The organism is Selenomonas oralis (assembly GCF_051603425.1).
In the GTDB taxonomy this organism is placed as follows: Bacteria; Bacillota; Negativicutes; order Selenomonadales; family Selenomonadaceae; genus Selenomonas; species Selenomonas sputigena_A.
In genome coordinates this window covers 1,438,258-1,464,359 of record NZ_CP194411.1, presented here as the reverse complement: position 1 = coordinate 1,464,359, position 26,102 = coordinate 1,438,258, and the positions used below count along the sequence as shown (strand labels likewise).

Genomic DNA, 26,102 nt, shown 5'->3' with positions numbered 1-26,102 from the left:
CTCCTTCCCATTCGCCAATCCCCGGCATTTTTTAAGGAACGGCTGCTGCCTTCCTTTCATCAGTTCTTCCTTCATTGTACCACAAATCTGCTTCATTGACAGCCTCATGGCGTATTGCTATAATGGCGTGTAGCATATCCCGCCCTCGGAGGCGGTTTTTCACTCTTTAGGAGGCATCTTTATGACAGAAAAAACATTCCCCCTCTCTCCCGAGAGACTCGAGGAAATCATCCAAGAATATCCGACGCCTTTCCACATATATGATGAAAAAGCCATCCGCGAAAACTTCCGCCGTTTCAAGCGAGCCTTCTCGTGGGCGCCGCACTTCACCGAGCACTTCGCCGTCAAAGCTGCGCCGAACCCACGGCTTTTGCAGATTCTGCACGAAGAGGGCGCGGGCACGGACTGCAGCTCCATCGCCGAACTCCTCCTCTCCGAGGCCGCCGGTGTCAAGGGCGAAGAGATCATGCTGACCTCAAACGACACGCCCGCCGAGGAATTCCAGAAAGCGCACGAACTCGGCGCCATCATCAACCTCGACGACATCAGTCACATCGACTATCTTGAAAAGTGCGCTGGCTTCCCCGACTGCCTCTCCTTCCGCTACAATCCCGGCTCGCTCATCGAAGGCAACGACATCATCGGCAAGCCGACCGAAGCGAAGTACGGCCTTACGCACCACCAGATCTTTGACGCCTACAAGATCGCACGAGAAAAGGGCGTCAAACGCTTCGGCCTACACACCATGGTCATCTCCAGCGAGCTTAGGAACGAAGCCTTCCTCTTCACGGCGGAGCTCATGTTCAACCTCGCCGTCGAAATCAAGAAACGCCTCGGCATCTCGCTCGAATTCATCAACCTCGGCGGCGGCTTCGGCATCCCCTACCGCCTCGATGAAACCGCCATCGATGTAGAGCGCGTCGGAAGCGGCATCGAAGCGCTCTACAAGAAGATCATCGAGCCTGCGGGGCTCTCCGGCCTCGCCATCAAGGCCGAATCCGGCCGCTACATCACCGGCCCCTACGGCTGGCTCGTCACGACGGCGCTGCACGAGAAAAAAACATACAAAGACTACATCGGCCTCGACGCCTGCATGGCGAACCTCATGCGCCCCGCACTCTACGGCGCTTACCACCACATCACCGTCATCGGCAAGGAAGACGCCTTCTGTGACCACATCTACGACGTCACCGGCTCGCTCTGCGAAAACAACGACAAATTCGCCATCGACCGCAAACTGCCCAAGATCGACATCGGCGACCGCATCGTTATCCACGACACCGGCGCACACGGCCACGCCATGGGATTCAACTACAACGGCAAGCTCAGAAGCGCGGAGCTGCTTTTAAGAGAAGACGGCAGCGTCGAACTCATCCGCCGCGCCGAAACCCTCGATGACTACTTCGCCACCCTCAACATCCCCGGCGGTTTGATGAAGTAGAGTATCACAACAGGGCTATGCGAAGATCTGCAAAGATCATCGCATAGCTCATATCTTTTTCAGCTTTCTCTAAGGTGTGAGTGTATTACAAAATGTTTACCTGCAGATCCTTTCTCATCAGACCCAAGGTGCGCATATCCGATTTGAACCATATCGATCCGGCATGGTTTATCGATGTAACGGACGCCGAGGAGCTCAAAAAGATTGCCAGGCATGTAGACAAAAAATATATAGACGGCGCTATTCTGCTAAGCTATTTTGATAAAGAAATATTAACCTTCCGTGAATGGGACTCCCTTAATGATCTCTGGGTCTACCTCGCTGTCGCCATCGATCAGCTCCTGCAAGACGGAGCAGCCACCATGCTCTTTCCGGATTCTCCAAGGGAAATGACCTTCAAAGAATATGACAGAGGTTTTATAAAATTGCATACAAAATGGAACAATAGCCGCTTTTTTGTTCCCGAAAAGGAATTGTTGATCACCTTGCTGCAGGGAGCGGCCGATTTTTTTGATGCCATCAATAAGCCATTGGATCTACACAGTACATATGCATTAGAGCGGCAGTACTTTGACGATCTATTGCAGCGAGTCTACGGCAAATTCTTGTGATGTACTGGGTTCCCCGCCCCGCTTGACAGGCGCATACAGAAAATCTTTAATGACAAAAAAGTGACTGGCGTTTGGTCGCGTCGGTCTCTCCCTTGAATTTTTAGTTCGTGAAAGAAGAGCCGCGCAGCCGCATAGCGGTTCTTTTTTCTACTTAGAAGCTAGGCAGACGGAAAGTGATGTCAGCTACAAGCGCAAGCGCTGCAATCAGGAGTGACAGCTTTTCAAAAACTTGCCGGACATGTTCCATGTCCACCCGCCTTACATGAAAGAGCCAATCGGTCTGCGTCCTTCGGACTTGACCTCTTGGACCTTCATTGTAAAGCGTCACGCGCATCACCTCCTCGCACGGAGGAGAACCGACTGTCGTCAGTCACTATGGCGATGATAGCATAGAACTGCAGACCAAAACAAAGAAATCTCCGTCCGAACTGGTTTCGGACGGAGATTTCTTTGTTTTGGTCAAGAGTTACGTTTTTCTGCATAATATTTTTCCTCTCGAAGTAACCAGGCAATACGTGTGCTTTCTTCCAGCTCTTCCAATCCATAAAAAGCATCGAGAATGCTTTTCCCGCCAAGAATAGGGCCATGGTTTTTCAGAATATAGCCATCACTCTCATGGATTCGTTCACGAAAAAGCTCAAAGAGTTCCTGACTGCCCGGTGCTGCATAAGGAATACAACCTATGCGCCCAACCTTCATTTTTAGATACGGCGTATAATCGGGTACAATGTCCGCTAAATTTTCATAATCTAAGCAAGACCATAGCACAGAATATGTGCTGTGGGTATGAATGACGCATTGTATAGTTTCACTTTTTTGAAACAACATCCTGTGCAGCGGAAATTCCTTGCTGGGTTCCCTCTTTCCCAGCCAATGTCCCTCACTGTCGATACAAGCAAAATCATCCTGTGTCAATCTGCCAAAACAAGTACCACTCGCCGTGATAAAAATCTTGCCCTCATGGCGAAAACTCATATTCGCTGAAGAACCGCTTGTTTTATTCCGTTCGAAAAGGCTTTTCGCCACCCAAATGGCATCCGTAAATTTTTGCTGCAAGCCTTCGTTCATTTCTTACCTCCGTGTCATATCCAATGCCCGTTGGAAAAAATCTTCCTGCCCAAAATTCCCTGATTTCAATACGACTCGCATATCCGCTGCATCGGTCGGTATCATAATCGGCACCCCCGGAGCTACACTTTTACCGATGACAAACGCATGAAATCCCAGCCTCTGTACAACGGCACCCGAAGTTTCCCCTCCCGCCACGACGAAACGTTTAACTCCTGCGTGCCGCGCTTTTTCCGCCAACTGAGCAAACGCCTTCTCCAAAAGTTCCGCAACCGCAGCCTCTTGATGAACGCGAATATTTTCTGGCGTATCTGAACTATAAAGCAATATCTCCTGATCCAATCGCGCTTTCGCCCATAACCAAACTTCTTCAAGGTGATGAGCGCCTTGTCGCAGCGCTTTGGGATCAATCTTAAAACTCTTACCTCCCGCTTGCTGAAACACCTCGATCTGACGCAGTGTCGCCTCGGAACAGCTGCCGGCAAAAACAATTCCGCCTCCTTCCGTTTTATCCTGCAGTAATTTTGTCGGATAGCTTCCATCCTTATACTGTTCAGCTAATTCTGTCAACAAACCTGATCCTCCGCTCAAAAGAGAAAGCGAAGAAAAAATTCGTGCGATCTTTCTCGCATGTTCTTGATTTATATAATCAGGAATTACATAGAAGTGAGGATGGTTTTTTTTGAAATCTTCAATCTCCCCGCGTATCTCTTCAACAGTTGCCTCATCCAAACGCTTATGCGGGATCTCCATACAAGGATACACGCTTTGCGGATGCATAAGATCCTGCACGCGCGAAGCCCACATAGGATTCAGCGGATGATTCTTCATCGAGCTTTCTGCCAGCGGTGTGCCATTGACAAAAAGTACGCCATTCTCCACAATACGGCCATTGACAGGCAAAGCCGGGCAAAGAATCGTATAAGGGACATTCATTTCTTCCATAAAGGCATCTAGAATCGGTCCGATATTCCCTTCTCGAGTGGAATCAAAAGTCGAACAATACTTCACATATATATGCTTTGCCCCCCGCTTTTGAAGTGCCCTCAAAGCGGCAAGGCTTTCTTTCACTGCCTCTTTTTTTGGCGCACTCCTCGTCTTCAAAGCGACAACAAGCGCCTCAGCATCCATCTTCGGCAATCTGCCTGTTTCCCCGTTGACAAGAATCGTTTTTAGCCCCGCTTCTGCCAAAAAGGATGCAGCATCACTTGAGCCCGTAAAATCATCCCCGATACAGCCCAGCAGAAGTTCTGTTCCCATAATTTCAAACCCTCTTTCCTTCGGAAATCGTTGATTTCAAACATTTTCCAGATAAGAAACTTTTTCATTTCATAACCCAACTCGTCAAAGCGGGAACATAGGTAATGAGTAGTAGGACGAAAATCATCACACCCCAAAAAGGCATCATGCGCATACTGAGCCGTCCGAGTGGCACCTTCGACACATTACTTGAAACATAAAGAGCCGTGCCAACCGGTGGCGTCAAAAGTCCGATGGTAAGGTTGATGACCATGATCAAGCCGAACTGCACAAGGCTCATTTCCAAAGATACTGCAACCGGCGCTAAAATGGGTGCCAACAGCATGATTGCCGGACTGCTGTCAAGGAACATGCCGCAAAAAAGCAACAATACATTGATGATGAGCAGAAGAAGTATCTTGTTGTCTGTAATGCCGATTAATGCCGTGGTGATGGCCTGCGGTATTTGTTCACTCGAAAGCAGCCAGCTGAAGAGCGATGTAGCCGCAATAATCGAAGAAATCGCCGCTGTGTTCACAGCCGCTTTATAACAGATACCCGGCAAGTCCTGCACTTTGATTTCTCGATAAACGAACATCCCGATAAAAAGCGCGTATACCGATATGACAGCCCCGCCCTCTGTCGCCGTAAAAATGCCGCCGCGGATACCAAAGATGATCAGAACCGGCATAACAAGCGCCCATACAGCATTGCGAAAGCGCTCTACCTTATCAGAAAAACTGCTGCCGCCCTCTTTGGGATAGCCATGCTTGTGCGCATAATAGACAGAATAAACGAGAAATCCCATGCCGATCAGCACGCCTGGCACGACTGCTGCCAAAAACAAATCACCGATGGATGTCTGTGTCGTTACCCCATAGATGATAATAGCTATACTTGGCGGAATAATGAGCCCAATACTGCCTGCTGCCGCAACCATTGCGGCTGAAAATTCTACATCGTAACTACGCTTTTTCATTTCCGGTACCATAACAGTGCCAAGAGCAGCAGTATCTGCGACACCCGAGCCCGATATCCCGCCCATGATGATTCCGCTGATTGCCACCACATGTGCCAAACTTCCTCTTATATTTCCCACAAAGGCAAGCGCAAAATCAATGATTGTACGAGTAATCCCACCTTGACTCATCAAAGTTCCTGCCAGCATAAAAAGCGGGATTGCCATAAGAGGAAATGAGTCAAGCGCAGCAAACAACCTTTGAGCAAAGATTGAAATGGGATATTCCGCAAATCCGATGGCGCCTAAAGAAGCCAATGCCAATACAAATGCTATGGGAATACCGAGAATAAGGAAAAGCGCGAAACTGCCGAACAAGATTGCACCAATCACACCTTCTCACCTCCTGCATTTTTCCATGCTTCTGCCGTCTCGCGAATGGTATAGTAAAACATCAAGGCTCCGCTGAAAGGAATTACACAGTAAACGAAGTGCATGGGCAATCGGACAGCAGAACTGTTCTGCAGCATACCATACTGCACAAGATAAAAACCACTTGCCACGAGTGCTCCAGACAGTACAAGCAAAAGCAGTCCATTGAATAGAACAACCGCCTTTTTCGACACTCCGGTCAAATGCTGCAGCAGGATGTCAAGAGCAACATGCGCCTTTTCCCGAATCGCCGTCGCCATGCCTAAAAAAGACATCCAAACAAAAATATACCTGCCGATCTCCTCCGACCATGTCAAAGAATTGCCGAAAGCATACCGTGCTAAAACCTGAGCAAAAATCAGCATAGCCATTGCGAACATCAAACCGGCAATAAGCCAATAAAGGGCTCTGCCGAGGATAGTATCCAGCTTTTTCATGGCAGTCTCCTTTTCAAAACGGCAGGCTGTCGACGCTCTTCATAAAAGCGGTGCCGACCACCTGCCGCCCTTGCACCTTATCGGCCAATCGCCTGCAATATCTCGTGGTAAAGCTCCAAGTCCACCGTCTTGGCGTATGCTTCATGCGCTGCTTTCGCCTTCGCGGCAAAGGCAGCTTTGTCTGGCTTCGTAACTTGCAGCCCGCCGTCTTCCATCTCCTTAAGCATCCTGCCGGTTTGCTCAACAACAAGTTTGTTCTCGTATTCCGTAGCCACCTGCGCCGCATCTTGGATAATCTTTTGCTGCTCCGGCGTGAGCTGTTGCCACTTCTTATCACTCATCGCCAATGTCACATACTCATACTTATGTTCTGTCAGCGCGAGATATTTCTGCACTTCCTGAATCCTGCCTCCATAGATGAACGGCACAGGATTTTCCTGCGCGTCAATAACATTTTGCTGCAAGCTCGTGTAGACTTCACTCCATGCCATCGGCGTAGGCGACGCTCCCATCGCACGCCAAGTCTCTACCATCGCCGGAATCTCCGGCACACGAATCTTCAGTCCTTGAATATCATCGAGCGTATTAATCGGCTTATTCGATGTAACTTGACGCGGCCCCCGATCCCACCAGTTCAAGATACGTATACCGGAACTCTTCAAGACATTCTCTGAAATCTTCTTGCCAATCTCGCCATTTACAACCGCATCATACTGTTCGTGATTATCAAACAAATACGGCAATTCCAACAAAGAAATCGACTTATCAAAATTGCCGAGCACTCCAGCAATCAAAGCAAAATCGACAGTTCCCATCTGCATTCCTTCTGCTAAATCGCGATCGCCGCCGAGTGTAGAGTTTGGATATATTGTAACTTTCATCTTTCCGTTAGATTTTTTCTCTACTTCTTCCTTAAATTTTTCTGCCCCCTTTTGCCAAAGATCACTCTCGGACTGAATATGTCCCAATTTTAACTCTACCTGTCCATCAGCAGCCTTGTTGCCGCCACAGCCAACCAACATACAGCCTGTAAACAAAAGCACTAAGATACCTGTCAAAACCTTTTTCATCGTAATCCCTTCTTTCACATCATCGTTCAGAAACTCTGCTTCACATCTTGACGAGAACCTTGATAACATCTTCTTTTTTCTTACTTAATATATCGAGCGCCTCCTGCGTCTTAGCAAAGGGAAGCACCTGTGTGATATATTCTTCGATTGCCAGCCCGTCATTCACCAAGGCTGCCGCCTTTGCAAAATCTTTCGTCTCATAGGTCATACTGCCAAACAAACGCAATTCATTGAACACGAAACTATACGTGTATACGGGAATGTCTTCCGTAATCATCGCGACGATACCCACTTCACCCGTCTTTTTCACACAAGCTGCTGCCTGATCTACAATATTGGGAGCTCCTGCCGCAATGAGGGCAAGGTCCGCCCCTTTGCCCGCCGTTAATTTGCCTACCTGCTCCCGTACATCTTCATGCACCGGATCAAATACCGCCGCAGCCCCAAGCTTCAATGCCATCGCACGATTAAAAGCCATCGTATCGGTACAAATGATTTTTTTATAACCGTAAACTTTTGCAACTGCAAGGAGCAATAAACCGATCGTACCTGATCCAAGAATCACAAGGCAGTCCTTCTCCGGTTCACGAACCATTTCCAATGCATGCACGGCAACAGCCAGAGGCTCGATGACCGTGCCCACTTCGTAAGAAACTCTATCCGCCAGCTTATAAAGGGTTTGCTCAGGTGCAGGAAAATATTCGACAAACGTGCCGAGCCAGAGAGGAGTCCCCGGAACCTTCTTCTTTCCACAAAGATTGACATGTCCGTGTCTGCACAGATCGCATTCCCCACATCCCACCTGCGGCTCAACCGTCACGCGGTCGCCGATCTTATATTTTGTTACCTTGCTGCCAATTTCCACAATTTTTCCTGCAATCTCATGCCCTAAAATTGCAGGTGGTTTACGAAAGGCATGCGTTCCATGAAACAAATGCAAATCTGACCCGCATACACCGGCATTTACTACTTGAATCAGAACCTCATTCTCTCGAATCACGGGCTTCTCAATCTCCTGAATTTCTACCTTTCCAACATCTGTAACTACAGCCGCCTTCATGCTACAGTCCCTCCCTTTCAAAAATGCACACTTGCTATACCTAGTATAAATGCTTTATATTGCGTATATAAAGAGGCTTTCTTTTAAATATTGTTTCAATATAGAGCTATTTATATAAATTCATAGGAAAATATATTTTATAATCTTAAAATCAGCTAAAACGTGCTATAATGATACATATCATTGATCGGAGCTGATAAAAATGGAAACACTTCGACTTTTAGCCATTCTTCCTTATGCCGGCTTACAAAACTTGCTGCTGCAAAGTGCGGAACGTTACCCCCACCTAAAAATCGATTGTTTCATTGGAGACATGGAAAGCGGGGCTGCCCTCGCAGCAATGCATGAAAAGAACGATTATTTCGCCATTCTTTCCCGGGCAGGTACAGCAAAAATGATCAAAAAAACTACGCATCTTCCCGTCGTTGATCTAAAGATATCTATCTCAGATATGCTGCGCGCACTTCGTCTCGCAGAATCTTCCCACAAGGATTTCGCCATCGTCGGTTTTTCTGCAATCACACGTCACGCAGAAGTTTTATCCGACATCATGCAAATCCCCTTGCACGTCGTAACTATCAACGACAACTCCGAAATTCCCGCTCAGCTCAAAACATTAAAAAGAGATTCCTATCCCCTGATTGTCGGCGATGTCGTAACAACAAGGCTCGCCAAACATCTTGGATTCAACACGATCCTTGTAACATCAGGGCAGGAAAGCATTGACGCTGCACTCGATGATGCCGTAAACTGGCATTGGAACTTCCAAATCCTTGAGGAACGAAACAGGCTTTATCAAGAGATTTTCCGGGCCTCCTCCGACATCATGTTCATTTATGACAATGCAGGAAAAAACATCTTTGCCACAGAATCTCTGCTTGTAGAGAAAAATCGTCCTCTGCTGCATGAAATATTCATGCAGGAATCCCAACAACTTCATAAAACAGAAGAAATGGTCACCTTCCATAAACTGCACGATATCATCTGGCGCATACGAGCAAGAAAAATTCACTCTTTCAGCAAGACGTACCATGTGTTTTACAGCAGACCCTTTTCTGAATCAAACAAACTTAGCTCAGATGCCTTTTTTTATGAGTCGAAACGAGCAATCACTCTGCAACTCGATCATTTCCGCTCCGAGAGTTCTCGCTACAACGAACAGATTTCCAAGGCCAGAACTTACAGCTCTTCCGCGCTGCCACTGATCATTCAAGGGGCAAAAGGATCCGGCCGCAATTCTTTTGCCCGCATGATTTTTTATAACAGCCAGTCATGCGCCAAAGCCTTTCTTATTGTCGAATGCGCTCACCTAGGCGAACGGGATCTTCGCCTCCTTTTGGAAAAAGCTGATTCTCCGTTGACCGAGCAGGACTACACGATTTATTTCAAGGAAGTTGATCAACTCCCCGAAACATCAGCAAAAAAATTATCCTCTTATATGGAAGACACTCGTCTCGCCAAACGTCACCGCCTAGTCTTTTCTTGCGAGACAACACAACCAGCAACGGAAAGTGGAAAACTTCTCTTTGATTATATAAAAAATATCCTTAACGCCTCCATCTTAACCATCCCGTCTCTCAATGAAAGAAAAAGCGATATTCCTCTGCTGGCCTCTTTATATATCAATGAATTCAACAGCAATCTCGGACGACAGATCATAGGAATTCAAGAAGATGCAATGAAGCTGCTGCAGGCATTCGATTGGAAATATAATCTTGATCAACTCAAGCGCGTGATTCGGGAATGCGTAATCTTAAGTACAGGAATCTATATCAAGAAAGATATCGTTCTCTCTATTTTGCAAGATGAAACAACAAACATGCCATCTGCCTCTCCATCCACCCTCAATCTGCGCCAACCCTTGGAAAAAATCACACGGGACATCCTACGCGAAGTGATGAGGGAAGAAAACATGAACCAATCGCGTACCGCCGCACGGCTTGGCATAAGCCGCAGCACACTTTGGCGAAAGTTGCAAGGAAAAGACATACGATAAGGAACGCGTCGTCGACAAGCCCCTTCCACACCTTTCACGCAGTTCCCTATCGCAGCGCATAGAAGGAAGGGCGCCGTCAGCCGACGGCGCCCTTCCTTCTATGCTTATGCTGTTCACAATGCCGATGCTTTTCCCTCACAAGAGCTTTGCCCGAAGCTCCTCTGCCGAAAGCGGCGAGAGGTAGGCGGGGGCGATGTCGAGGACGGTCTTGCAGCCCGATGCGCCTTCCTGCGCGAGGCGGTATGCCGCCCTGGCGTATGCCAGGAGGACGCTCGTCGTGAACTCGGGGTTCGAGTCGAGCTTCAGGCTGTACTCGATGACGTGGTTGTGCTCCTTCTGCAATCCCGTCTTGCCCGTGCGGATGACGAAGCCGCCGTGCGCGAGGCCGCTGTGGCTTTCCTTAAGCTCTTCTTCCGTGATGAAGTGCACGGTCGTATCGTAATCGGCGAAGTAGTTCGGCATTTCCTTGATTTCCTTCTCGATTTTCGCCGCATCCGCGCCTTCTTCCAAGACAACGAAGCATTCGCGCGTATGCTTCTCGCGTGTCGTAAGCTCGGGGTTGTCGCCGCGCCGCACGGAGGCAAGCGCCTTGACGACAGGCACGGTGTACTGCTTCGCATCCTTCACTCCCGCGATGCGGCGGATGGCGTCGGAGTGCCCCTGGCTTACGCCGCGGCCCCAGAAGGTGTAGTCCTTGCCGTTCGGCAGCACAGCGTTCGCATAGACGCGCGCGAGCGAGAAAAGCCCCGGATCCCAGCCGACGGAGATGACGGCGACATGATTCGCCGCCTTCGCCGCCGCATCGACAGCGGCAAAATGCTCGGGAATCTTCGCGTGCGTATCGAAGCTGTCGACGACGTGGAAAAGCTTCGCATACTGCGGCGTCTGCTCGGGCAAATCCGTCGCGCTGCCGCCGCAAAGGATGAGCACGTCGACTTTGCCCTGCCACGCCTCAATCTCCTTCGCGCTGACAACGGGCACGCCTTCCGTCTGGATTTTCACCGTCTTTGGGTCGCGCCGCGTAAAGACGGCAACGAGATCCATATCGCTGTTTTCCCGTACGGCGCACTCCACACCGCGCCCCAAATTTCCGTAGCCGAAAATGGCAATCTTCATCTTCTTTTTGTCCCCCTTATGCGAGAACCCTTGCCAGACGCACGATCTCAGGATCAAGTGTCTTGCGGTTCGTCACTGCATCGTGCAGATTGATGCTCACGACCTTGCCCATATCAAAGCCGAATACGATATTGCTCGCACCCGAGATCAGCGCAAGGGCCGCGCGTTCACCGAGGAGCGAAGCCTTCATGCGGTCCTCGACCGTCGGAGCACCGCCGCGCTGGATATAGCCCAAGACGGATACGCGCGTGTCGATCTTCGTCGTATCGCCGATGAACTTGCCCATCTCGACGGCAGAACCCGCCCCCTGCGCCACAACAATGATGCTGTACTTCTTTCCCGCCTCATAAGCATCCATGATTTCCGTGCAAATGGCGTCAAGATCGTACTTGACCTCAGGGACGAGCACATATTCCGCACCGCCTGCAACGCCGGCCATCATCGCGAGCCAGCCGGATTTCTTGCCCATGACCTCGATGAGAATGATGCGCCTGTGCGCCGATGCCGTGTCGCGCAGCTTGTTGATGGCCTCCAGCACCGTATTGGCCGCCGTATCGGCGCCAATCGTGTAGTCCGTACCCCAGACATCGTTCTCTATGGTTGCAGGCAAGCCGACAATCGGCATGCCGTAACGCGCAAGATGTGAAGCGCCCGTGAGGCTGCCGTCGCCGCCAATGACGACGAGACCCTCGATGCCGCGTTCGCGCAGTTTTTTCAGAGCCTCCTTGCGGCCTTCATCCGTATGGAAACGCTTGGAACGCCCCGTGCCGAGAAATGTGCCGCCGCGCTGTATGAGATCGCTGACGCTGCGGGTCGAAAGCTCCTCCATATCGCCATTCAGAAGCCCCGTATAGCCGCCGTAGATGCCAAAAATTTTCACGCCTTCGGCAATCGCCGTGCGCACGACGGCCCGCGCCGCCGCATTCATGCCCGGACTGTCTCCGCCGGAAGTCACAACACCAATCGTATCGATCATTTGCCATCTCTCCTATCCACTTGCCAGGAACCCTCAGAGAAGCGCCGCCCCGGTCTTTTTTTGCAAATCGCGCCGTCTTAAGCGGTTTTTCCCTGCAGCGTGCGCCGCTGCACACGTTTCTTCCATTTTAAGGATATCGCCGGAAAAAGTAAAGCCCTTTCCCTCGCATCCTGCAAAGCGGCAAAACGCCGCCTCAGTCGCTGACCGTGCTCTTATGAAAAAGCTGCATCCCCTTTTTGCCCGCTTCCACCGCTTTCTCCATCAGGGAGCGGATGTCCGTCCCCTCGTCCATCGCCTGCGCATTCGCCATTTCGACGAGCATCGGCAGGTTCACACCGGTAACAATGCCGTACTTCTCGTTCTTGAGGACAAGCCGGCAGGCAGCGTTATAAGGCGTACCGCCAAAGAGATCCAACAGGAAGAGCGCACCGCCCGAAGCATCGAGCCGCTCAAGCGCAGCCTCATACTTTGCTGCGACATCATCCGCACCCTCTCCCGGTACGAGCGGCACGGAAGCAATATTTTCCGCTTCCCCGAAAATCATCTCCGCGGAAGCCAGAAGCTCCTCCGCCAATCGGCCATGCGTACCCACGATGATTGCAAACATCTCCATACCTCCCAGCAGGACCTTCACCCACAATGTTTGCGCCGGACGGCGCGTACACTTCCACTCCTTCTGTCTGTTTATTATAGCACAATTTCCGCAGGAAAGTCCAAGAACCGCGCCCGATGATGCACGATAGGATATATGTCCCTTCCTCCTGTATCATCGTATATGCTATACTATTCCCGGATTGTTTCAATACATAAAGCAAATACCGATAATTTCTGTCCAGCAAGAAAGGCGTGACATCTCTTGAAACAGGCATTTTCCATCTATGATTTTTTCAGTCTGAGCTTTGACAAGGCCCGCAATCCGGCGATTGCCGAGCGAATAGAGGCAGGCGCTGAGGTCAGGGGAACGAATCTCATCATCTTGATTTTGTCGATGTTCATCGCCTCAATCGGCCTGAACATGAACAGCACCGCCGTGGTCATCGGCGCCATGTTGATCTCGCCTCTGATGGGGCCCATCATGGGCATCGGCTACGGCCTTGCCATATACGATATCGCCATGGCTAAGAAATCGTTCTTCCGCCTGTCCATGCAGGTCTTTTTTTGCCTGATCACATCGGCGCTGTATTTTTCCGTCACGCCCATTGTGACGGAATCATCTGAATTGATCGCCCGCACGGAGCCGACGATCTGGGATGTTCTGATCGCACTTCTGGGCGGCTTGGCGGGCATCATCGGGCAGACGCGGAAAGAACTGAGCAACGTCATCCCCGGCGTCGCAATCGCCACGGCGCTCATGCCGCCTCTATGCACCGCCGGATATGGCATCGCCCAAGGCAACATCGCCTATTTTCTAGGCGCGGCCTACCTCTTCTTCATCAACGGCCTGTGCATCTGCTTTGCGACCTTCTGCGTGCTGAAGATCATCCATTTCCCGGTCAAACAGGCGCATTCCCCGTTCCAGCACAAACGCAACCGCATCCTAGTGCCCATCATCGTCATCATCGCCCTGCTGCCGAGCGTTTATACGGCGTATCAGACCGTGATCCGATCGGCGGAAAGCTCTGAGCTGCACGCATTTGTAAACAACAATTTCAACAGCTCCGAGCGGCAGGCCATTCGCTACCGTATCAATCATCAGAACAGCAGCGTGGAGATCGGTCTGATCGGAAAGGCGCTGACAGCCGAGGAACAGGCTCTTGCAGAAACCGACATGAAGCAATTCAAATATCTGGCGTCCTATTCACTGGAGTTGATCCAGAACAACGAGGCTCTTCTTATGCAAAAGCAGGAAGAGAACAAGACCGCCAATCCCGATTCCAGCAAAGAGATCGCGTTCGGCAATCAGGACATGGAATTGCTGCAGAAGTACAAAAAGATGAGCCTCCTGTATCAGCCGGCATATCAGCATATGACAGATACCACAGAGGCTTTGGAAAAATGCAGGACGACAGGCTCCATCGTCTTCCCCGAAATCCAGGACATGGAGGGCTCCGCCGTGCTCGATGTCAAGGATACGAACAAGATCAATGTCGTGAAATACATCATCGTCGTGTATGTAAAAGCGCCTTTGGAGCAGCGCGACGCACAGAAAATGCGGAGCTGGCTGCAGGCGGAGCTGAAAAGACCGGTCCTGCTGACCATCCGCTTGCAGGACAACCTTGCCAATACAGGGATTGTCGGCGACGGCTTTGAATAGGCCGCACGCAAAAACGTCCGCTTTGCGGACACAGGATGCAGCGCCCTTATGCGCGCGCAGCTCACCGCATCAGCGCGGACATCATGCAGCAGCCTGCCGCGCCGGCTTCGAGGCAGGCCTCGAGCTTGTTCATGCCGACGCCGCCGAGCGCGAATACGGGGAGCGGCGCCTCTTTGCAGGCGGCTGCGAGGGCGGCTGCGCCGAGAGGGGCAGCGTCCGGCTTGCAGGCGGTGGCAAAGATGGGACTGAACGTCGCATAATGTGATCCCAGGGAGGCGGCTTCGGCAAGCTCGGCGACGGAGTGCGCCGATGCGCCGACGAGCTTCACCGCGCCCTCTTCCATCGCCGGCTGCCGCCCGTCCTGGGCGCTTGCCGCACGCCATGTGCGCAGAGCATCGAGCGGCAGATGGATGCCGTCCGCGCCGCACTCCGACACCGTGCGCGGCGACAGGCGACGTTCCTCGGCAGCAGGCGCATGGCGCCCCTGCTGCCGCAGCGCGGCCTCTTGCAGCACGGCAGCATCCTCCGGCTCTGCGCCGAGCGCCCCCCAGCCGTGTGCAATGCATTTCTTTCCATGCTTATGTGCGATGCGGACGACCTGCGCGAAAAGCGCCCGATACGCTTCAGACGTCAAGTCCTTTTCGCGCACGATGATCCAGTCCACCATCTCCATCGCGGCGACGCGTTCGATCTGCGCGAGGAAATCCCCACGCACGAGCCGGCGATTCGTGATGCAGGCGATGATTTTCCCCTTATACATAGACGTAATCGTTCAGCACGGGCTGCAATCCGCCGCGCGAAAGCCCTGCATACATCTCGGCCAGCGAGCGTGCGTCGGCGATCTCAAACTGCTCGTCGCCTGCCGCCCGCGCTTCCTTTCCCTCATACTTCTCTTCGTGGTCGCCAATACCCGTCGAGACGCCCGCCGACACCTTCGTCGCCGCGATCTTCACGATGCCGTCGCGAAAGCTCGCCGACTCGCGCGAGGAGACCGTGATGCCGACATAGGGCAGGAAGATGCGGTAGGCCGAGAGCACCTGGCAAAGCTCCCTTTCGTGCACATTACGCGGGTTGATTCCCGCGTTGTTGACGATGGGACGAAGCCGCGGACAGGAGAGCGAGTATTCGACATGCGGGTACTTGCGCTGCAGGAAGTAGACGTGCAGCGCCGTCGCCAAGGCGTCGCGCCGAAAGTCGGCGAGCCCCAAGAGAGCCGAGAAGCCCACGCCCCGCATGCCGCCGAGGATGGCGCGTTCCTGCGCTTCGAAGCGATAGGGGAAGACGCGCTTCCTGCCCGCGAGATGAAGCGCCTCATAGCGCACCGCGTCATACGTTTCCTGAAACACCGTCACATAGTCCGCGCCGCACTCGTGCAGGTATTGATAGTCCGCCGTATTCACGGGATAGATTTCGAGTCCGACATTGCGGAAATACCGCCCCGCCAAGCGGCACGCCTCGCCGATGTAGGCAATGTCACTCATCGCGGGGCTTTCGCCTGTCAGCAGCAGGATCTCCTCGATGCCCGACGCCGCGATGACTTCCATCTCCCGCGCGATCTCCGCCTCTGTGAGCCGGCGGCGCGCGATGTCGTTGTAGCGGTTGAAGCCGCAGTAAACGCAGTAATTGTCGCAGTAATTCGCGATGTAAAGCGGCGTGAAGACGTAGACCGTATTGCCGAAGCGACGCCCCGTCTCCCGCTGCGCGCGCTGCGCCATGCGCTCCAAGAAAGGCGCCGCAGCAGATGAGAGGAGCGCCGCGAAGTCCTCGATGCTGCACGTATCATGCGCGAGAGCGCGCTCCACGTCAGCGGCGCTGTAAGCGGCAGGCTCATACTCCGCTGCCGCAGAAAGCACCTTTTCGCGCACATCGGAGTCGATTCGCTCCATATCGGGCGCATACGCCATGACGTCCGTGCGGCTCGCTGGATCGTTTTCGAGCCGGTGCTTCCTTTCGAGCGCCGCGCCGCTCAAGCGCGCCGAATCGATGAAGTAGCTTGCATCTTCTCTCATCTCGTCGCCTCTCCATCGTGCAGAAAGCCCGTCAGCGGATCGGAAGCAGCCGCGCCGCGCTCCAAGACGCGGCCAAGCCCCGCAAGATAAGCCGCGCGTCCTGCCTCGATCGCCGACTTGAACGCTCCCGCCATCCGCGCCGCGTTGCCCGCCGTCGCGATTGCCGTGTTCGCCATGACAGCGGCAGCGCCGATCTCCATCGCCTCGCACGCTTCCGACGGCCTGCCGATGCCCGCATCGACGATGATCGGCACGTCGATCTCCTCGACGAGGATCTTGATGAACGCTTTCGCCTGCAGCCCCTGATTCGAGCCGATGGGCGCGGCGAGCGGCATGACCGCTGCCGCTCCCGCCGCCTCAAGAGCGCGCGCCGCGTAGAGATCGGGGAACATGTACGGCAGGACGGTGAAGCCTTCGGCGGCAAGCAATTTCGTCGCGCGAACCGTCTCCTCGTTGTCCGGCAGGAGGTACTTCGCATCGCGCATGATTTCCACCTTGACGAAATCGCCGCAGCCGAGCTCGCGCGCCATGCGTGCGATGCGCACCGCTTCTTCCGCCGTGCGCGCGCCCGACGTGTTCGGCAGGAGCGTCACATGCGCAGGGATATAGTCGAGAATGCTCTCGCCCTCGCGCGTATTCGTGCGCCGCACGGCGAGCGTCACCATCTCCGCGCCCGCATTTTCCACGGCGGCACGGATCAGTTCGAGCGAATACTTGCCCGAACCGAGGATAAAACGCGAACGAAACGTCTTGCCGCCCAATCTGAGAAAATCTTCTTCCCTGTTTGTTTCCATAAGGATGCTCCCTTCTCATGCGCACGCACAATTTGTTTTCTTCAAAGCCTGCTCCCCTGGCAACGGAGCAGGCTTCTTTTCTTCCCTGCCGCCTTTGTCCGCCAAAGCTCAATCCCTGCGGAACAAGCACGATTCTCGGCAGCCAGGCCGCAGTTTTCTCAGCCGCCGCCGACGAAACTCACGATCTCCACGACATCGCCCGCCGCCAGCTGCACCGATTCATACGCTGCTCTCGGCACGATCTCGCCGTTTCGCTCGACGGCGATGCGCGCGGGAACATAGCCCGCCTCCTCCAGATAATCCAAAAGCATCTTGCCGTCCGCCGCAGCGTCCTCGCCATTGACCTTCACCATCTTCGTCCCTCCCAAAAAAGAAAACCGCACACGCCAAGCGGTGTATGCGGTCAAAATCACCCTCTATTCCCTACGTTGGCATGATCCAAATCAGGTTTTGGGTCGGGGCGAAAAGCCCCCTCTCAGCCCATTCGTGGACTCCCCTTTGCAATATTCATTATAGCGCGGCGGCAGAAAAATGCAAGAAAATTCTCCATCAGAACCTATGGTAAAATTGCACAAAGAAGCACGGATAAGCTCCGTCCGACCGGCGCCTCTGCCGAATGAACGGCGCCATGGCCGGTTCAGGGCTTGCCGCCTCAAGGAGATGACATCAAATCATTCAGCAAGGAGCCAATTTCCCATGCCACTCCTTCCTCAGTCACGAATCGCATTGGCCATCGACGCCGCTTTTACGGCAGCGGCCTTTATGGCGTCGGCGTCGGCGCCAGTGACATTGACATTCTTCGTGACCTTCGCCTCGTAGCTCTCACCGCGCACGATATCGGCGAGGTCAATGCCCGTCGCCGCCTTGACCGTCTGGAACGTCTTCGCCATGACAAGCGGCACATTGTCCGCCATCGGCTCCACGGCAGAGGCACCATTGCCGCCAATGATGGATACATTGCCGATGCGTTCGAGCGGCTTTGCCACTTCCGAAGCGATCTGCGGCAGAATCTCGACGATCATCTGCGCCATAGCCGCCTTGCCGTATTTCTTCAGCGCTTCCGCCTTTCGATCCATCGCGGCAGCTTCCGCCTCGCCTTTCGCCTGAATCGCAGCAGCTTCCGCCTCACCCTGCGCCTTAATGCCTGCAGCCGCCTGCTCCGCCGCATAGCGCGAAGCCTCCGCCTCCGCCTTCTGCGCCTCCGCCTTGCGCTGCGTCTCGTAAAGAGCGGCTTCCGCTTCGCGCTGGCGCTTGGCCAAGTCTGCCGCAGCCTTCTGTTCGACGGCATACTTCTCCGCATCCGCCTGCTTCTGAATCTGTGCCGCCAGCTCCTGTTCACGCACGGACACCTGCTGCTTCTTCAGCTCCTGCTCGCGCTCCGCCTTTGCAATCTGCGCGTTGACCGTGGCCGTCTGGACGGACTTCTGCTGCTCCTGCGCCTGGATTTCGTAGGCGGCGTCCGCCTCCGCGCGCTTGATGTCGGACGCTCTCTTGAGTTCCGCCTGCCGGATTGCGAGATCGGTCTGCCGCTGGGCAATCTCAAGATCCGCCTCGACCTGCGCATCGTTCGCTTCCTTCTGCGCCTGCGCCTTTGCGACTGCGACATCACGCTCCGCCTCGGCACGCGAAATGGCGGCGCGTTTCTTGATGCGCGCCGTATTGTCCGCACCAAGATCAACAATGAGGCCGTTGTTGTCCGTGACATTTTGGATATTGCAGGAAATGATCTCGATGCCGAGCTTTTTCATATCCTGCGCCGCCTTGTTCACGACCTGATCCGAAAAACTGTCGCGATCCGTATTGATGGCTTCCAGCGTCAGTGTGCCGATGATCTCGCGCATATTGCCTTCAAGGGAATCCTGCAGATCCCTCGCGATTTGCTCTCCCGTGAAATTCAGGAAATTTCGCGCCGCAAGCTGCACGCTCTCCTCATCGCGCCCGACCATGACCTTCGCGACAGCGTCAACATTCACGTTGATGTAGTCATTCGTAGGTACGGGCGTCTCCGTCTTGATGTCCACGGAAATCTGCCCGAGGAAAAGCGTATCCATACGCTCAAAAAAGGGGATGCGCGCACCGCCCTGGCCGATGAGGATGCGCGGACGCTTCTTGATGCCGGAAATGATGAGCGCCGTCGACGGCGAGGCCTTCACATAGCCGCGTGCCAAGATCGCCAAAAGCACGGCGACGAGCACAACGGCGGCAAAAATTCCTCCGATGAATAAAATCCCCATAAAATTCGCGGCGCATCGCAAAGGCAAAACGCCGCTTCCACCCCCTTGAAAGCAGTACGAAAAAGACATGAGGGAAAGGACGCTGCCCTTCCCCTCCCTTTATTTTATTGTACCATGAAACCCCAAGAGGTCAAGCCATAGGCTCACTCTCCTTCGTGCGCCTGAAAAAAGGCTGCCCCATCGTCTTGGCTGTCTCTTTCTCGAGTTCGTTTTCCAGTTTTTGACGAATATTCTCATCCTTCACCGGTTCTTTTTCGCGTTCCTTTGCCTTTGCCTCCTCTCCGGCTTTCTCCGCCTCTTCCTGCGCCGCTTTCGCCCGGAGCTGCGTTTCCTTCACAGATGCCTCAACGACTTCCTTCTTGATATCCCCGACCCACTCGCCAAGGCCCAAGACCGCCTCTTTGTTTCCTTCCTTCTCAGCTTTCCGCTTCATTTCCTGCACCATGGAAAGCTTATCCTCCGGCGAAGCTGCCATGATCTGGCTCTTGAGCTGTTCCTTTTCCTTGTCGAGCGCCCTCTTGTCCTCATCCGAAAGCGTCTTGTCGGACAGCTGCTTGCCGATTTCTTTCAGACGATCCTTCGCCGCCGTGACGCCGTTCTTCTTCTCCTCAATAGCCGTAAGTTCCGCGCCGGCCTCAGTAAGCTTGTCGCCTTGCTGCAGCTTCTGTGCCAGCTCGTCAGCGCTCATGGCCTTCCCCTTTTGGCTGATAAGAGCCTCGACGGCTTCCCCGATCGCATCCGACACGCCGCCCTGCTTCTCGCGCTTCCCCATAAGAGGCTGCGCCTGCGGCAGCGAAATCGCCTGCAGCACCTTTTTATCTGCAGAAATAATCATCGCTGAAACCTCCCTGCCAACCAATCCGATAAGTGCATCTCTCACGTTCCCACAACAACGCAAGTCCTATGATGAATTTCAATTTCCATTATAACTCGGCCGATTTTAATGTCAAGGAGTGAGGTTTCAAGCCAACGTTCCACAAATATTATTTGCCTGTTTCTAGGCTTTGTTCACGCCCAATTCACGCATCAAAGCATTTTGCAGGATATTGGAAAAGTTCACGTTGCGCTCCATGGCAAGCGTATCAAGCCACTTGGAGATGGTGAAAAATCTATCCTTATCTACGATAAAGGCTTTATTAGACTTTTCGTAGATAAGCACACGAGAGACACCGCAAAAACCTCGAATACAAGTGCACAAAAACATTCCTTCCTGCATCTTCACTTATGCTATACTATTTGTAAAACGTCTCGTCATATACATCGCACATCCGACAATTTCTGCCCGCTACGAAAGGCGTGCCGTCATCTTGAAGCAGTTGTCTTCCTTCTGCGGTTTTTAACCTGAACTTTTCTGAAGCAAGGTGACGATCTCATCTACGAAACCATGATATGCAGCAAGGAGGATGATTTCATGGATAAGATTGAACAATTTATCCGAGAGTACAACCTTCAAACGTTAGGCGGCTCCAATCACTTTAAGGCGAATGAATTCGAAGGAACCGAATGGAGTGCTCCTGTAATCCAACAGCCGGATCATCTGCAAAAATATATCGAGTTCATCGGTCTGATCGGTGTGGAAATAAAAGAAATCGCTATTGTTGAGGATTACGTCGACGATTTAGGCGACATCTCCATCTGTTCGTTATATCCGAATCGTATCACGGATGGAGACAATTCTTCCCGAAAGCCCATCTATGAGATCTTTGATTATAATAAAACGCTGGAATGGCTGCGCCAAATGGAGTACATAAATCTCACATTATCAAATGTTTGGCACCCCGTCATTCTGATTAGCAATCAAGGCTCATTCGAAATTGATTACAGTGAATCCAGTTCTGTTCGTATCTCAAAAGACTGTATCCCGCCTCGATTTTATCAGAGAAATCCTGATGCCTCTGCGTCTTATGACATTCGCCGCCTCTTTGCTTGTTTGAAAGGTGACATCATTACGGATTGCAGTATAAAAGAACAGACTTTTGATGAAGCGGATTTTGATTTTACCGGCTCGTATGGTATATACTTAAATGAAAATGCCTCTTCTTATATCCATGAGTTTTCTCTCCTGCTGAAAAGCGGGCGTCGGCTTTCCTTTTCCAGCGATTTCGATTGGAGCGTAATCACTTTGTTTGACAATGAAGGAATCCCTGTTAAAATTCCGACGAAACAAATCCATAGATACTTAAAGGCTCCTCTCAGGGCGAAAGTCGAATAATCGCCTCAGGTAGATTATTCGACTTCACACATCTTCGCAAATGGCTGCGCTTGCAGCAAAAGAAGAACTGTACACAAATACCGACTTAAGTTTTCCTCCCAAATAAACGAAAAAACAAAGGGAGATTCTAATGTTTTTTTAATGAGGAGGTGTTTTTTTATCATGCAGATCTCCAATTTCATGATGTCGCCTGCTTTGCATCGCCGCGCTGCCGGCGGCCTGCCCGTCGCAGCCATGCAGAACAGGACGGAAAATCTCGTGCAGTCATCTGTCAGCGCTCCTGCTGCGAATCCTGCCGGCTCGAAAAAAGCCAATCCCTTGCAGGAAAACATTTCACGCTTGCAGGCACGCATCGAAGAAGTCAAGGGTAACGACGAGATGCGCCCGGAGGCGAAGGACGCCCTGCTGAAAACGATGATGCAGCAGCTTGCCGATTTGCAGAAGCAAATGGCGGAAGCGATGCGGGCGGACAAGAAGAGCGAGGACGAAAACGATGCGCCCGGCAGCGTTCGTGACCGCTTCGGCACAGCAAATGTGCAGGACAAAAAGAGCGGCAAGAAGAGCCAGGAAGATGCACGCCTCGCCGATCTGCTTTCTGCAGGCGCATCGCTGCAGCAGTCGAAAGAGAGCGGCGCATTCGCCGCAAAGGCGCAGTCTGTTGCGCAGCGCATGGAGCGCGAGCTTGACTATGCGACAAACCATCCCATAGAAGCGCTTCGTCTGACGAATCCAGAAGCCATTCAAAACAGGCAGAAAGAAATCGCTTCCCTGCAGCTTGGCATCAACCAGATGCGAGCCACGCAGGCGTACGGGGCGCAGGCAGCCGTCGCGCCGACGGATGACGCCGCGCAGCCAGGCAAGATCACCGAGCCGGCTTCTCCCGCCGCCGTCTATGAGCCGTCCGCAAATGCAAAGAACCACGCGGCGGCAAGCGAAGGTGCGTCCCTGCCTGCCGCTCCTCCCGCCTCTGAGGCAGACGCAGGCACTGTGCCTGCAGCGAAGGACGCAGAGGGCGACCGAGAGGTAACGATGTGCTCTGACAAGAACGTGGACGACGAGATTCAAAAGCTCAAGGCGAAGAAACAGCAGATACAGGCGCAGCTCGCCAAAGCAACCTCACCCGATGAGAAGGCGGCGATCCAGCAGCAGCTGCGTCAGTTGGACGCGCAGATCCAGAGCAAGGATTCCGCCGCCTATCGCCAGTCGCACGCACACTACTGGCAGGCATAGCGTACGAAATGCAAAACACGAAAAAGGAGCTGTCGCAAACAAACGCGACAGCTCCTTTTCATATCGGATAGATGCGCTACATTCTTCATGCGGTGCGCAGGCTGTTATAAACTACACGCACAATATAGCTACATTGTATCTCTTCTCAAATTTATGATATACTACTGTCATAGAACGAGTCGATAAATTCGGCGATTTCTGTAGATTTATTCCATATTTTGTCTCAAAAAGGAGGTTGAACACATGCCTTCAACCATGATACGAGTCCGCATGGATTCCGCATTAAAAGCCCAAACAGATGCTGCACTTGCCAGTATGGGGCTCAACATGTCCGTCGCGGTCAACGCGATGGCGCGTCAGATTCTGCGCCAAGGAAAGCTCCCTTTTGAGCTTTATGCCACAAATCCCGAAACGATGGCTGCTCTGCAAGAAGCCGAGGAGATCCGCAAAAATCCCGAGGATTTCAAGTCCTATGCTTCAGCACATGAAATGATGGCGAATATTCTCAAGAAGCAAAAATAAGCTATAGCTATCCGGTAGGAAACGTGGTATAATCAAGACAGTAGTAAGGTGATTTTCGTATACGGCTTTGCCGTGTACCCGCCCTTGCATGAAACCAATCAAACAGCCTGCACTTACGGCTTGGCTTCTTGGAAATTTCACTGCAAAGGAAATTTGCCGGGCGACCGTCATTTTTCCAGCGGACGCAGATGCGTCCACTCACCTTGCATTGAACCAACCAATCGGTTCTGCCCTATGGACTTGCTTCTTGGGGTTTCATTGTAATCAAAGGAGGTTGTTGTATGACCATAACAAAAGATATGGGCATCGGAGAAGTCGTCCAGAAGTATCCTGACACCGTGCCCGTCTTCATGAGCGCCGGCATGGGCTGCATCGGCTGCGCCGCTTCGCACTTCGAAAACATCGAGCAGGGCGCTCTCGCCCACGGCATCGATATCGATGCCCTGATCAAGGGGCTGAACGAAGTCGTTTCCGCAAACTAAACAGCAAAAAGCCGCCGCCCCCATAGGGGGGCGGCGGCTTTTTGCTGTTTAGAAGGTCACAGACTTTTTGCAAATACTGCTCTCTTCGCAGTATTTCCCACTGCCGTGATCAGAGATGATCGAACGGCTTGTCCGGCAGGTCGTCCATCGGGAACGCACCGCGCGTGGCGGCGTTTGCCGCTTCAATCGCTTGATGCGCGAGGTCGATGGAGAGACCGAGCGTCCGCATGCACTGGTCGGGATTATGGAAGCCGACGCCGTTTTCAGCTTCGACGTAGTCCCAATACCACTGTGCTTCACGGATGAGCTCACGCGCGGGAGCGAGCTGCTCGTCCGTTGCACCGGCCGCAGCAGCCGCCTTGATGGCGAGATGCGCCTTGGCGCACGTGATGCCTGCCGTCCTCTGCAGCTTGAAGGTGTTGTCGTGGATCGTCTTAACACGGGCGATCAGCGTTTCCTTGCTCTCGTCATGGCACTTGAGGCACGCTGCCTCCACATACTTGAGCGGGCTCGAGATGTAATGCGACGTGTACTTCTGCCCGTCTTTGCGCATGTACGGCATGTGGCAGTCGATGCAGGTGACGCCCGCGTCCGCATGGACGCTCGTCTTCCAGACATCGTAGTCCGGATGCTGCGCCTTGAGCATCATCGCGCCCGAGTCGGGATGCTTCCAGTCGCCCTTGAAACCGCCCGGAAGATCCGTGCGCTTGTAGTACTCGTACATCTGCTCCGCCGTGTAGCCGTTGTCGCGCGGGAACACGACGCGGCCTTTCTTGCCCTGCTCGAAGTAATACTCCGTATGGCACTGACCACAGACGAGGGCGCGCTTGTCGTTGTCGCTGAGTTCGTCCCAGGTCTTGCCCCAGTTGCGCTCTAGATCTTCGATCTGTGCGGGATTCACGAGGCGCAGTTTCATCGTCTTCACGTCGTGGCACGTCGCACAGGCAATCGAAGCGTCGTTCGGCACCTGGTCGGCAAGCTCCTTGAAATCCTTCAGCGTGTAGTCCCAGCCCATCGTGTCGAAAAAAACGTCTTTCGTATAGGCGCTCTTACAGGTGATGCAGGAACCGTACTGCTGGGCTACCGTCGTGCGCTTCGAACGCTTGACGTCCTCGAGCGCATAGACATGGCCGCGGTCATCGTCGTAGTGCATGGAAAAGGCATAGCCCTTCCAATTCTCGATCATTTCCGGTTCATCCGCCAGACGCGAGTGGACGGCTGAGCTGCCGTAGCCCGTCGGCGTAGGCGAATCGCTCGCCGTCATCTGGTACGACTCGTACTCAAGCGGATAGGCCTCTTTGAAGGCCTCCATGCCGAGATGGGCGTTGTTCTCCGTCGGTATCTCGGCGAGTTTCAGCGAAGTCGAGGGCTGGGCGATGCCGATGCGCACGATCACAAAGCCAAAGAACAGGGCGCAGACGACAATGAGACCCAGCAAGTATTTTTGCAGCTTACTCAACTTTGATCCCTCCTTCCAAGTGATTGGAGCCATGCGCCACTCTCCTATGGCACTTGATGCAGTCGGTATTGGCATCCATCGGCCCCGCATGGACGACAGACATCGTCGCGCTGTGGCAGCGCAGGCAGTTGCCGTTCACGATCTTTTCCGCATCCTCCGAAATGCGGATCTTCGCCGGATAGTCGCGCTTGACCTCGTGGTAGACGTCAATCATGCCGCTGCGTCCTTTTTCAACGAAATAAGCGACCATGCTGTCATGGGGCAGATGACAATCCACACACTCGCGCTCCCTGTGCGACGATTCCATGAATGTCGCTTTTTCCATCTTCATCGCATGGCACTGTCCGCAAAATGTGGGCGAACCTGAAAACGAAAGACCCGCCGCCGTACAGACGGAAAACAAAACGCCTGCGGCAAAGCCGCCGATGATACACTTCAGCGTGTTCTTCTGAAAAAATTCTTTTGCATCCAATCTCCTTCCCTCCTTTCCACGAACTTGGAG

26 protein-coding genes and 1 riboswitch are annotated in these 26,102 nt (G+C 53.0%); of the genes, 8 read left to right on the top strand and 18 right to left on the bottom strand.

The annotated features are described in order from the left end of the window. The first annotated feature begins 181 nt into the window (after positions 1 to 181). Both ACRTGH_RS07020 and ACRTGH_RS07015 read left to right on the top strand, forming a co-directional pair. Entirely contained in the window at positions 182 to 1,441 is a 1,260-nt protein-coding gene (locus tag ACRTGH_RS07020; protein WP_368846593.1) for a diaminopimelate decarboxylase family protein, read from the top strand. Positions 1,442 to 1,584: 143 nt separating this feature from the next. Beyond that, positions 1,585 to 2,052 carry a hypothetical protein gene (locus tag ACRTGH_RS07015; RefSeq protein WP_368846594.1) on the top strand — a complete coding sequence of 156 codons (468 nt, stop codon included), beginning with the start codon at positions 1,585 to 1,587 and terminating at the stop codon, positions 2,050 to 2,052. Between the two features lie 459 nt (positions 2,053 to 2,511). Here the strand turns inward: ACRTGH_RS07015 and ACRTGH_RS07010 are convergent, their stop codons facing one another. From ACRTGH_RS07010 to ACRTGH_RS06985, 6 genes are all read right to left on the bottom strand, one after another. Next, complete coding sequence (locus tag ACRTGH_RS07010) at positions 2,512 to 3,120, bottom strand: class II aldolase/adducin family protein (protein WP_368846595.1); 609 nt, start codon at positions 3,118 to 3,120, stop codon at positions 2,512 to 2,514. A 3-nt stretch (positions 3,121 to 3,123) separates the two neighbouring features. Next, a complete protein-coding gene (gene otnK, locus ACRTGH_RS07005) occupies positions 3,124 to 4,380 on the bottom strand; it encodes a 3-oxo-tetronate kinase (protein ID WP_368846596.1) in 1,257 nt (418 codons plus the stop codon). A gap of 64 nt (positions 4,381 to 4,444) precedes the next feature. Next, entirely contained in the window at positions 4,445 to 5,710 is a 1,266-nt protein-coding gene (locus ACRTGH_RS07000; protein WP_368846597.1) for a TRAP transporter large permease, read from the bottom strand. Further along, positions 5,707 to 6,186 carry a TRAP transporter small permease gene (locus ACRTGH_RS06995; protein ID WP_368846598.1) on the bottom strand — a complete coding sequence of 160 codons (480 nt, stop codon included), beginning with the start codon at positions 6,184 to 6,186 and terminating at the stop codon, positions 5,707 to 5,709. Before ACRTGH_RS06995 ends, ACRTGH_RS07000 begins: the two co-directional genes overlap by 4 nt. 77 nt (positions 6,187 to 6,263) lie before the next feature. Further along, positions 6,264 to 7,256: a TRAP transporter substrate-binding protein gene (locus ACRTGH_RS06990; RefSeq protein WP_368846599.1), complete on the bottom strand. Its 993-nt coding sequence runs from the start codon at positions 7,254 to 7,256 to the stop codon at positions 6,264 to 6,266. A 40-nt stretch (positions 7,257 to 7,296) separates the two neighbouring features. Then, positions 7,297 to 8,316, bottom strand: a complete 1,020-nt coding sequence (locus ACRTGH_RS06985; RefSeq protein ID WP_368846600.1) for a zinc-dependent alcohol dehydrogenase — start codon at positions 8,314 to 8,316, stop codon at positions 7,297 to 7,299. A gap of 202 nt (positions 8,317 to 8,518) precedes the next feature. Here ACRTGH_RS06985 and ACRTGH_RS06980 point away from each other — a divergent pair, with 202 nt between their 5' ends. After that, positions 8,519 to 10,312: a sigma-54-dependent Fis family transcriptional regulator gene (locus ACRTGH_RS06980; RefSeq protein ID WP_368846601.1), complete on the top strand. Its 1,794-nt coding sequence runs from the start codon at positions 8,519 to 8,521 to the stop codon at positions 10,310 to 10,312. Positions 10,313 to 10,447: 135 nt separating this feature from the next. Here the strand turns inward: ACRTGH_RS06980 and ACRTGH_RS06975 are convergent, their stop codons facing one another. From ACRTGH_RS06975 to ACRTGH_RS06965, 3 genes are all read right to left on the bottom strand, one after another. Continuing rightward, entirely contained in the window at positions 10,448 to 11,428 is a 981-nt protein-coding gene (locus ACRTGH_RS06975; RefSeq protein ID WP_368846602.1) for a diaminopimelate dehydrogenase, read from the bottom strand. A gap of 16 nt (positions 11,429 to 11,444) precedes the next feature. Beyond that, a complete protein-coding gene (gene pfkA / locus ACRTGH_RS06970; protein ID WP_368846603.1) occupies positions 11,445 to 12,404 on the bottom strand; it encodes a 6-phosphofructokinase in 960 nt (319 codons plus the stop codon). 193 nt (positions 12,405 to 12,597) lie between these two features. Beyond that, positions 12,598 to 13,011, bottom strand: a complete 414-nt coding sequence (locus ACRTGH_RS06965; protein ID WP_368846604.1) for a PTS sugar transporter subunit IIA — start codon at positions 13,009 to 13,011, stop codon at positions 12,598 to 12,600. Positions 13,012 to 13,260: 249 nt separating this feature from the next. Here ACRTGH_RS06965 and ACRTGH_RS06960 point away from each other — a divergent pair, with 249 nt between their 5' ends. After that, positions 13,261 to 14,658: a DUF389 domain-containing protein gene (locus ACRTGH_RS06960; RefSeq protein ID WP_368846605.1), complete on the top strand. Its 1,398-nt coding sequence runs from the start codon at positions 13,261 to 13,263 to the stop codon at positions 14,656 to 14,658. Between the two features lie 61 nt (positions 14,659 to 14,719). Here the strand turns inward: ACRTGH_RS06960 and ACRTGH_RS06955 are convergent, their stop codons facing one another. The 7 genes from ACRTGH_RS06955 to ACRTGH_RS06925 form a co-directional block, all read right to left on the bottom strand. Further along, positions 14,720 to 15,418 carry a thiamine phosphate synthase gene (locus tag ACRTGH_RS06955; RefSeq protein ID WP_368846606.1) on the bottom strand — a complete coding sequence of 233 codons (699 nt, stop codon included), beginning with the start codon at positions 15,416 to 15,418 and terminating at the stop codon, positions 14,720 to 14,722. Further along, positions 15,411 to 16,667 carry a 2-iminoacetate synthase ThiH gene (thiH, locus tag ACRTGH_RS06950; protein WP_368846607.1) on the bottom strand — a complete coding sequence of 419 codons (1,257 nt, stop codon included), beginning with the start codon at positions 16,665 to 16,667 and terminating at the stop codon, positions 15,411 to 15,413. Before thiH ends, ACRTGH_RS06955 begins: the two co-directional genes overlap by 8 nt. Further along, positions 16,664 to 17,461 carry a thiazole synthase gene (locus ACRTGH_RS06945; RefSeq protein ID WP_368846608.1) on the bottom strand — a complete coding sequence of 266 codons (798 nt, stop codon included), beginning with the start codon at positions 17,459 to 17,461 and terminating at the stop codon, positions 16,664 to 16,666. The genes thiH and ACRTGH_RS06945 overlap by 4 nt, the downstream gene beginning before the upstream one ends. A gap of 158 nt (positions 17,462 to 17,619) precedes the next feature. Beyond that, complete coding sequence (thiS, locus tag ACRTGH_RS06940; protein ID WP_368846609.1) at positions 17,620 to 17,814, bottom strand: sulfur carrier protein ThiS; 195 nt, start codon at positions 17,812 to 17,814, stop codon at positions 17,620 to 17,622. A gap of 50 nt (positions 17,815 to 17,864) precedes the next feature. Then, a riboswitch (TPP riboswitch) is annotated at positions 17,865 to 17,969 on the bottom strand. 202 nt (positions 17,970 to 18,171) lie between these two features. Then, positions 18,172 to 19,695: a flotillin family protein gene (locus tag ACRTGH_RS06935; RefSeq protein ID WP_368846610.1), complete on the bottom strand. Its 1,524-nt coding sequence runs from the start codon at positions 19,693 to 19,695 to the stop codon at positions 18,172 to 18,174. Between the two features lie 130 nt (positions 19,696 to 19,825). Then, on the bottom strand, positions 19,826 to 20,530 hold the full coding sequence (locus ACRTGH_RS06930) for a hypothetical protein (protein ID WP_368846611.1): 705 nt from the start codon (positions 20,528 to 20,530) through the stop codon (positions 19,826 to 19,828). A gap of 162 nt (positions 20,531 to 20,692) precedes the next feature. After that, positions 20,693 to 20,911: a hypothetical protein gene (locus ACRTGH_RS06925; protein ID WP_438474101.1), complete on the bottom strand. Its 219-nt coding sequence runs from the start codon at positions 20,909 to 20,911 to the stop codon at positions 20,693 to 20,695. A 195-nt stretch (positions 20,912 to 21,106) separates the two neighbouring features. Between ACRTGH_RS06925 and ACRTGH_RS06920 the strand changes: the two genes are divergently transcribed. The 4 genes from ACRTGH_RS06920 to ACRTGH_RS06905 all read left to right on the top strand — a co-directional run bounded on the left by ACRTGH_RS06920 (position 21,107) and on the right by ACRTGH_RS06905 (position 24,141). Then, positions 21,107 to 21,907: a hypothetical protein gene (locus ACRTGH_RS06920; RefSeq protein ID WP_368846612.1), complete on the top strand. Its 801-nt coding sequence runs from the start codon at positions 21,107 to 21,109 to the stop codon at positions 21,905 to 21,907. 162 nt (positions 21,908 to 22,069) lie between these two features. Further along, positions 22,070 to 23,137 carry a hypothetical protein gene (locus ACRTGH_RS06915; protein WP_368846613.1) on the top strand — a complete coding sequence of 356 codons (1,068 nt, stop codon included), beginning with the start codon at positions 22,070 to 22,072 and terminating at the stop codon, positions 23,135 to 23,137. Positions 23,138 to 23,380: 243 nt separating this feature from the next. After that, complete coding sequence (locus ACRTGH_RS06910; RefSeq protein ID WP_368846614.1) at positions 23,381 to 23,659, top strand: type II toxin-antitoxin system RelB/DinJ family antitoxin; 279 nt, start codon at positions 23,381 to 23,383, stop codon at positions 23,657 to 23,659. A gap of 281 nt (positions 23,660 to 23,940) precedes the next feature. Beyond that, the gene (locus ACRTGH_RS06905) at positions 23,941 to 24,141 is read left to right on the top strand and encodes a DUF1858 domain-containing protein (protein WP_368846615.1); all 201 of its coding nucleotides are present in this window, start codon (positions 23,941 to 23,943) and stop codon (positions 24,139 to 24,141) included. Positions 24,142 to 24,250: 109 nt separating this feature from the next. Here ACRTGH_RS06905 and ACRTGH_RS06900 read toward each other — a convergent pair whose 3' ends face one another. Then, positions 24,251 to 25,600, bottom strand: coding sequence for an ammonia-forming cytochrome c nitrite reductase subunit c552 (locus ACRTGH_RS06900; RefSeq protein ID WP_368846616.1), 1,350 nt, complete (start codon positions 25,598 to 25,600; stop codon positions 24,251 to 24,253). Then, positions 25,593 to 26,072, bottom strand: coding sequence for a cytochrome c3 family protein (locus ACRTGH_RS06895; RefSeq protein WP_368846617.1), 480 nt, complete (start codon positions 26,070 to 26,072; stop codon positions 25,593 to 25,595). Before ACRTGH_RS06895 ends, ACRTGH_RS06900 begins: the two co-directional genes overlap by 8 nt. Positions 26,073 to 26,102 lie beyond the last annotated feature (30 nt).